At 68.0% G+C, this 7,569-nt stretch carries 7 protein-coding genes and 1 pseudogene; 4 read left to right on the forward strand and 4 right to left on the reverse strand.

Features of this window, described 5'->3' with window-relative positions; genetic code table 11:
• Nucleotides 1-3 precede the first annotated feature (3 nt).
• Complete coding sequence (locus ON31_RS13815) at nucleotides 4-1,224, forward strand: serine hydrolase (protein WP_039813751.1); 1,221 nt, start codon at nucleotides 4-6, stop codon at nucleotides 1,222-1,224.
• On the opposite strand, the gene ON31_RS13820 is transcribed toward ON31_RS13815, so the two are convergent.
• The 3 genes from ON31_RS13820 to dinB form a co-directional block, all read right to left on the reverse strand.
• Entirely contained in the window at nucleotides 1,225-2,040 is an 816-nt protein-coding gene (locus ON31_RS13820) for a CPBP family intramembrane glutamic endopeptidase (protein WP_039813783.1), read from the reverse strand.
• 173 nt (nucleotides 2,041-2,213) lie between these two features.
• Entirely contained in the window at nucleotides 2,214-3,155 is a 942-nt protein-coding gene (locus tag ON31_RS13825) for a lipase family protein (protein WP_051037214.1), read from the reverse strand.
• Nucleotides 3,156-3,194: 39 nt separating this feature from the next.
• Complete coding sequence (gene dinB, locus ON31_RS13830; RefSeq protein ID WP_039813754.1) at nucleotides 3,195-4,418, reverse strand: DNA polymerase IV; 1,224 nt, start codon at nucleotides 4,416-4,418, stop codon at nucleotides 3,195-3,197.
• Between the two features lie 160 nt (nucleotides 4,419-4,578).
• Here dinB and ON31_RS13835 point away from each other — a divergent pair, with 160 nt between their 5' ends.
• Both ON31_RS13835 and ON31_RS34640 read left to right on the forward strand, forming a co-directional pair.
• Nucleotides 4,579-4,971 (forward strand): DoxX family protein, encoded by a 393-nt coding sequence (locus ON31_RS13835; protein WP_039813757.1) that lies wholly within the window; start codon nucleotides 4,579-4,581, stop codon nucleotides 4,969-4,971.
• A 67-nt stretch (nucleotides 4,972-5,038) separates the two neighbouring features.
• Nucleotides 5,039-6,037: a DUF1353 domain-containing protein gene (locus ON31_RS34640; protein WP_051037215.1), complete on the forward strand. Its 999-nt coding sequence runs from the start codon at nucleotides 5,039-5,041 to the stop codon at nucleotides 6,035-6,037.
• Nucleotides 6,038-6,043: 6 nt separating this feature from the next.
• On the opposite strand, the gene ON31_RS13845 is transcribed toward ON31_RS34640, so the two are convergent.
• Entirely contained in the window at nucleotides 6,044-6,817 is a 774-nt protein-coding gene (locus ON31_RS13845; protein WP_039813759.1) for a class I SAM-dependent methyltransferase, read from the reverse strand.
• 296 nt (nucleotides 6,818-7,113) lie between these two features.
• Between ON31_RS13845 and ON31_RS38390 the strand changes: the two are divergent.
• A pseudogene (locus tag ON31_RS38390) lies at nucleotides 7,114-7,569 on the forward strand (coiled-coil domain-containing protein); the annotation flags it as partial.

Genomic DNA, 7,569 nt, shown 5'->3' on the forward strand with positions numbered 1-7,569 from the left:
CGGATGGGTGCGGTCGCGAGTTCGTTGGTGCTGGTGGGGACGGATCTGGATGCCGTGACGACGGTGGGGTGGGAGGACGAACCAGGTGCGGCGGGGCTGACCAGAGCCGATGTGGACGGCGTGTGGGAGACCGTGCGGGAGTGGTATCGGATGGGGACCACGCCCGCGATTCAGGTGTGCGTGCGCAGGCACGGGAAGGTCGTACTGAATCGGGCGATCGGGCATGGGTGGGGCAACGCGCCGGGGGACGAGGAGGCGGCGGAGAAGGTGGTGGTGACCACCGACATGCCGTTCTGCGGCTTCTCGACCGCCAAGGGAGTGTCGGCGGCGGTCATGTTCATGCTCATCGAGCAGGGCGCGTTCGCACTGGAAGATCCGGTGAGCCGCTACATTCCGGAGTTCGCCGCGCACGGCAAGGAGCGCATCACCATCGGCGACGTACTCTCGCATGCCGCTGGCGTCCCGTTCATCACCCCGCCGTACAGCGGTTCGGAACTGGTTCTCGACGAGGACTTGGCGGTGCGGGCGCTGCGCGATCTCGAACCGAGTTGGCGGCCCGGCCGCCTGCGCGTGTACCACGCTCTGACCAGCGGGTTGATTCAACGCCTGCTGGTGCAGCGGGCCACGGGCAAGCGGATGCGAGACCACCTGCGCGAGCAGGTGCTCGACCCGCTCGGCTTCCGATGGACCAATTTCGGGGTACGTCCCGAAGACGTCGATCGGGTGGTGCCGAGTGTGCGAGTCGGGCCGGGCCCGTCGCTGGTGTGGCGCTATCTGGCCGGGCGGGCACTCGGCGGTGGCTTGTCCGGGCGGACCGACGCGGCGGCGGAGCGAGCCTTCCTCACCGCGGAACTGCCCTCCGGCAATCTGGTGACCACGGCGTACGAGCTGTCCCGGTTCTACGAGATCCTCGCGCGCGGTGGCGAATTGGATGGCGTGCGCATCATGCGCCCGGAAACCGTGCGGGCCGCGGTCCGTCCGGCCAGGTGGATTCCCAGTATCGCCGGCCGTGTCTCGGCGGCCGGTTACGAGCTCGGCGGGCGACGCTCGAAGTTCGGCCGCCACACCGAATCCCATTTCGGTCGCAGCGGACTGACCACTCAATATGGTTGGGCCGACCCGGCTCGCGGGCTCGCGGGCGCGATCCTCACCAGCGGCAAGGCCGTCGCCGACACCGAGCGCCCATGGCGACTCGTCGCCCGCATCTCCGACACGGTCGGCTGATCAACGCACGGCCAGCAGCATGACGATCGGCGCGTTGATCAGCCCGTGCATCAGCAGCAGCACCCACGGATTGCGGTGCCGCGACCACAGGTAGCCCAGGAACAGCCCGTCCACCCCGAGTTTCGCCACGGCCGCCGCCAGATCCACGCCCACCCCGGCGATACTCAACAGCGCCGAATGCCAGGACGCCCACAGCACGCTCACCACCAGAATCGCGGGCCACCGTCCGTAACGCGATTCGAGACGTGTCTGCAGCCAGAACCGGTAGAACACCTCTTCGATCACGGCATTGAACAGGAACACGAGCGCGATGGTCACCGCATCCGGCACCACACCATCCGAATCCGGCCCGGTCAGAGACCGAACCAACTCGAAGGCCACCACCGCGGCCAGCGGGCGCAACCATCGGCCGCGCGTGCCCAGCGCGGCCCATTCCCGCCAGCTCACCATCCGCGTCGCCCACGGAATCGCCACCAGCAGCACGAGTTTGAGCCCGACGAACCACAGATCGGTGCGCGGCGCGAGATGCAGTCCGACCGTGAACGCCACCCCCAGCCCCGCGAGCACTCCCGCCTGCCGCGTCACCAGCCGTGGATCCACCTCCGCGAAGGGGTCCGGCGCGGGCGCGCGCGGCGGAATCGCCCACGCCACAGCCAGTCCGGCGAGCGCGGGCAACCACAGCAGCCACAGCGACACGGTTTCGGCGTCGTCTGCGGAGTAGCGCACCCCGGTATGGCCGGTGCCGATCAGGACGGCCAACGCCGCCACGTACGCGGCGATCCCGCCGACCAGCAGGGCCGTACTCGTTCGGGACATGGTGGACACCACGCCACGGTAGCCACTCGTGATCATCGACGGCCATCTCGTCCATTCCCGCTTCCGGGACACACCTCCGCCGCGCTGCGGCACGGCGAGATCACCTGCCCCTCCGACGGGCTCGACGCGACGACCTGGCGGCGGCGCTGTGGGACGACAGCGCCCGCCTCGAGCTAGCCGACTGAACGTGAGCATCCGTCGGGTACGAGCCTCCCGGCGATCAGGTCGTCGGCCCATCGCGCGAGCGCGGGAACCGCGAACGCGCCGACCGTGAAGTGTTCGCCGGGCATGAGCTCCAGCCGTACCCGTGCACCGGCCCGGCACCAGTCGTCGTACACCTTCCGCGCACCCGCGAGCGGAATCCAGAACTCGTCGACCCCGTGGTAGAGGAGGACCGGAATCTGCGGGGCGAGTGTGCCCAAGGTGTTGTCCGCCACGATCTTTCGCACCATGGGCAGCGCGAGCGGGTCGGGATGGTCGGTCAGCGCGTCCAGGGTGATGGGGGCGATGAACCCGAGCGCCGCCTCGACGGCGACGCACGCATCCCGCAGGGCGTGTGCCAGCCGCCAGCCGTTGTCGTTGAGCAGTGTCAGCAGTTGAGGGTATTCGCGTGCCAGACCCAGTGTCGCGGCGAGAAAGACGCCCGTGGCGGCATTGCCGCTCATGGTGCGCACGAGTTGTCCGTAGTCGGCGGGGAGACCGCCGATGAGGGCACCGGCGAGCTCGAGTTCGGGGGCGTAGGCGGGGGCCAGCTCCGCCGCCCATCCGGTGGCGATGGCGCCGCCGGAGTAGCCGGACAGTACGACCGGGCTCTTCGGGGTGAGGTCGGGCAGTCCGAGCCGGAGGGCGGTGCGCACCGCGTCGAGTACGGCGTGTCCGCCCATATGTCCGGCGGCGTATGCCTGTCGCGGGCCCTGGTGATCCGGCACGAGCACGGCGTAGTTCGCGGTGAGTAGCAGGTGGATCGACCACAGATCCGCCTGTATGCCCTGCTTGAGCTGATGCGAAGGGGCGCAGGTGTTTCCGAGCGAGCTGGTCGGGATGTTGTAGGAGATGAGGGGGCGAGGCCCGGGTCGTTCCCACATCGCGGTCGGCGTGTACAGCGTCGCGACCACGGGTGCGGGCGTGCCGCGCGCTAGTTACACGCGGTCTTTTCAGTCGGGCAGCAGCGGGACGGACAACCCCTCACCGCGCCGCAGCAGCGCCGCCCGCGTCACCGCACCCGCACCGAAGCGGTCGTGCAGCGCGTCCAACGTCGAGTCGAGAGTGGACTCCGCACGCGGTTCGAACGGCAGGGACAGCTGCATACTCCCAGCGGAGTCGAGATTCGTCAGTGACAGTCCGATGAGGGTGACGCCACGCTCGTGAATCATCGGCAGCGCGGCCGCGAGCAGGCTCCGGGCGGCCCGCAGCACCACCGCGCCGCTGTCGGTCGCCTCCGCCAGGGTGTGCGAGCGCGTGGCCCGGCTGAAGTCGTCGAACCGCAAGCGCAGCACCACGGTTCGGCACACCCGGTGGGCGGCACGCAGGCGGCGGCCGAGCCGGTCGGCCAACCCGTGCAGATACGCCTCCAACTCCTCGTCACCGCGCGAGCGCCGCCCGAGGGCACGCTGCGCGCCGATGGATCGCCGCCGTCTACCCGTTTCGACGCGGCGCGGATCGCGCGCCCAGGACAGCGCGTACAGATGCCGTCCGGCCGCCGGGCCGAGCGCCGCCGCGAGGGCGCTCTCACCCATCTCCGTCAACTGCCCGACCCGGGTGATTCCACGCTCGCGCAGCTCCCGGGCCGTCACCTCACCCACGCCCCACAGTCGCTCGACAGGCAGCGGATGCAGGAACTCCAGTTCCCTGTCCGGCGGAACCTCCAGCAGCCCATCGGGTTTGGACACCGCGCTGGCCACCTTGGCGAGGAATTTGGTCCGCGCCACCCCCACCGAAATCGGCAGCCCCACCTCATCGCGCACCCGGGCCCGCAGTCGCCGCGCGATCTCCACCGGATCACCGGCGATCCGCCGGAGCCCGCCCACATCCAGGAACGCCTCGTCGATCGAGATGCCCTCCACCTCGGGAGTGGTGTCCCGGAAGATCTCGAACACGTCCTTGCTTGCCCGGGCGTACGCGCCCATCCGTGGCGGTACCACCAGCGCGTGCGGGCACAGCCGCCGAGCCTGCCGCCCGTTCATAGGCGTCCGCACCCCGAACGCCTTCGCCTCATAGCTCGCCGCCAGCACCACGCCCGCACCGACGATCACGGGCTTCCCGCGTAGCAAGGGGTTGTCCCGCTGCTCGACCGAGGCATAGAACGAGTCGAGATCCGCGTGCAGAATCGACGCCTGCGTAGGGCATGGACCTGCGGCTCCGAATTGCGACACGAACATATGTTCGCATACCAGTCCGTCTGTTTTCTACCGTGCGCGACACCGACCCATGACACAGGTCACGTCCAGCGGGTGTCACGGAAATGGAGTGAGCGGAGTCTGATGCTCGACCGGCTGCACCACCGACACGCCGGTAGGCATTTACCGAAGGAGAAAACTCATGAACCTCGCCCTCTGGATCGTCGCCGGGCTGCTCGCTGTCCTCGCGCTGGTCGGCGGCCTCACCAAGGCGTTCATGAACAAGGCCAAGCTGGACGAGTTGGGGGAGAAGTCCGGCGGGGGCTGGACGATGCATGCGAGCACCGGATTCGTCAGGACACTCGGGGGGCTGGAGTTGTTGGCGGCGGCCGGATTCGTCCTGCCCGCCGCGCTCGATATCGCACCGGTACTGGTGCCGGTGACCGCCGTGTGCTGGATCCTGCTGATGATCGGCGCGATGATCACCCATGGACGCTACGGACAGTACAGGTTCGTCGCGGTGAACTTCGTCTACCTGGCCATGGCGGCCTTCGTCGCGTGGGGACGCTTCGGCCCAGAGTCCTTCACCGGCTGATTCGGATAGGCCACAACGTTACCGGGGTGATCCGGTAACTGGACCGTTCGCACGTACCCTGATCGGTATGAAGCTCCAAGTGGAGCAGGACGACGGACCCTTCTACGACGGCGGTGAGGCACCCGCCGAGGAGGCGGCGGACGCCATCGACTCCGAGGCGGTCGTCGTCAACGTCCCGTCGGCGGAGTCGCCGGAACCGAGGATCGAATCCGAGGAATCGGTCGGGGGATTCGCCGCGCCGCCCGATCTCGCCATCGTGTTGGACCGCCGGTTCAACCACACCACTCGGCGTGAGGAGTTCCGGCTGACGCGGCGGATCGGCTACTACGACGACGCCCCGGAAGTGGGCGTCGGTCGCATACTGGTACCCGCCGACCTGGAGAACTGGACCACCGATCTCACCTCGGTTCCGGCCTTTCTGACCTGGCTGGTACCCAAGACCGGCGCGCATCTACCCGCGGCCATCCTGCACGACGGTCTGGTGCTGTCCGGGGACGAGCCCGCGAGCTATATCGCCGAACGCGAGATATACCGCGACGAGGCCGACCGCATCTTCCGCGACGCCATGGGCAAGACGGGAACGGGGCTGATCCGCCGCTGGATGGTCTGGTCGGCGGTCACCGCCGCGACCATCTACCACGCCCGCCAGGTCGACTGGTCGCGAATGCAGAAGTGGCACTACCGCGGTGCCCTGTGGGGCAGCCTGCTCGCGATTGTCCTGCTGGGCATCTGGTCCACCCTCGACCTGCTGAACTTCGACGGCATCCCGGGCGTACCGTGGATCGGCGAACGCCCGATCCCGGCCCTGATCGGCGGCTTCGCCGGCGCGATCCTGATCCCGCTGCTCCTCGGCACCGCCTGGGGCAAGTTCCGAACGGCCGGATGGATCATCGGTCCGCTGGTCGCCTTGATCGTCCCCGCGATCGTTCCCATTCTGCTCATCGGTGTGGTCTACATCGGCGTCGAGCGGCTACAGGAATTCAGCCCACCCCTGGCCAGAGCCCTGGCCATCGTCTTCGTCGCGGCGCTCGTGGTCGTCTTCGCGCTGTCGTGGTGGTACGCCTGAGGCCGTTCACCTCAGGACCACGCGAATCACCTTCGTACGCAGCGGGAAATCGAACTCGCCGCCAGCGGTTTCCGGGCGCCCGCCGAGATAGGTCGCAATCCTGTCCAGCACCTCGGCGCGCTCGGCTCGGGGGAGGACCAGGGTATGTGAATGCGTCCCGATCGTGGTGGTGAGACTTTCGGCCGTACGTCGCTGCATATGGGGGAACTCCGCCCGGTTCGGAGGATGGAACAGCGGATGGCCGACCAGGCTGTCATCCATGCCCGGGGCGGTCGACACCGACGAGCGCGCGATGCGATTCAATTCGGCGACCCACTCGATCGACGTATCAGGGGAATTCCAGAAGGCCGCCACCACGCCACCGGGGCGCAGCACACGGGCGAACTCTGGGAATGCCCGAGCTTGGTCGAACCAGTGGAACGCCTGACCGGCCAGCACGGCATCGACCGAGGCATCGTGTAGCGGACTCGATTCCGCCGCACCCGCCATCGTCGACACCTCGGGGTAACGGCGTGCCAGCACCGCCCGCATCTCCGCATCCGGTTCGACCGCGGTCACCTGCGCGCCGGCAGCGAGGAGCACGCCGGTGAGCTTCCCTGTGCCCGCGCCGATATCGAGGGTCCGGGGCCGTGCGCTCACCGGTTCGAGCGCCCACCGCACCGCGTCGATCGGATAGTCGGGCCGGTGGGCGTCGTAGGACTCCGCCGCCGTGCCGAACGAATTCGCTCGCCTCGCCAGTAGTTCCGGCGGCTGGGATCTCCATTCGTTCGCCTGAGTCATCTGGTCATGCTACGGCGACTCCGCCGATGTCCGGTTTGTGCCGATACTGCTCAGGTCTGGCACGGGGGTACCACCGAGCACAGTTTTTGTAGAGTTTCGTTGGCCTTTCGTATCGTTGGTGCCAACCAAACGTAAACGTATTGTTTGCGTGGTGGATCAGGGGACTGAGTTGAGTCTGACCTCCGATAAGGTTCACTTATCGGAGGTCAGGACGGCATGAGTTGATCTGTGGCGCAGAGGGATTCGTTTCGTGTTGTTCCGTTGGAAATGACGAAACAAACGCTACGATTCTGTTCGTGTCGAGCATCTGCAACTATCCCGGCTGCACCCGCCCCATCCATCGCGGCGGCGGGCCGGGACGGCCTTCCGAGTACTGCGACCATCCCGAGCACACGCGCTGGCGGGCGTGGCGGGAGCGGCAGCGGTTGCAGCAGGCGGAGGAAGAGACCCCAGCCGCTAATGTCACTGTGACGCAACAGGGGCCGGTGACGGTGGCGCGGATGCGGGCCGATGAATTGCTGGTGCAGTTCCGTGGGCTCGCTGAACAGTTGGGGACGACGCTGTCGGCGGCGGTGGCGGAGATGTCCACGCTGGCCGATCCATCCGTCGCGGAGGCTCAGGTACGGGCGGTGCAGGCGGATGCCGCGCACCGGATCGCGGAGGCCGAGATGGCGGCAGCCGCGGCCGAGCAAGCGCGGCGAGACAGCGAAGAGGAGCGGGCGGCGGCGGAATCGGCGGCCGAGGACGCGGCG

This window comes from Nocardia otitidiscaviarum NBRC 14405 (genome assembly GCF_000308635.1).
GTDB lineage: Bacteria > Actinomycetota > Actinomycetes > Mycobacteriales > Mycobacteriaceae > Nocardia > Nocardia otitidiscaviarum.

Excerpts from the sequence above, each read along its gene's own strand:
- ON31_RS13815 (WP_039813751.1), top strand. The coding sequence starts at position 4 with ATGGGTGCGGTCGCGAGTTCGTTGGTGCTGGTGGGGACGGATCTGGAT.
- ON31_RS13820 (WP_039813783.1), bottom strand. The coding sequence starts at position 2,040 with ATGTCCCGAACGAGTACGGCCCTGCTGGTCGGCGGGATCGCCGCGTAC.
- dinB (WP_039813754.1), bottom strand. The coding sequence starts at position 4,418 with ATGTTCGTGTCGCAATTCGGAGCCGCAGGTCCATGCCCTACGCAGGCG.
- ON31_RS13835 (WP_039813757.1), top strand. The coding sequence starts at position 4,579 with ATGAACCTCGCCCTCTGGATCGTCGCCGGGCTGCTCGCTGTCCTCGCG.
- ON31_RS34640 (WP_051037215.1), top strand. The coding sequence starts at position 5,039 with ATGAAGCTCCAAGTGGAGCAGGACGACGGACCCTTCTACGACGGCGGT.
- ON31_RS13845 (WP_039813759.1), bottom strand. The coding sequence starts at position 6,817 with ATGACTCAGGCGAACGAATGGAGATCCCAGCCGCCGGAACTACTGGCG.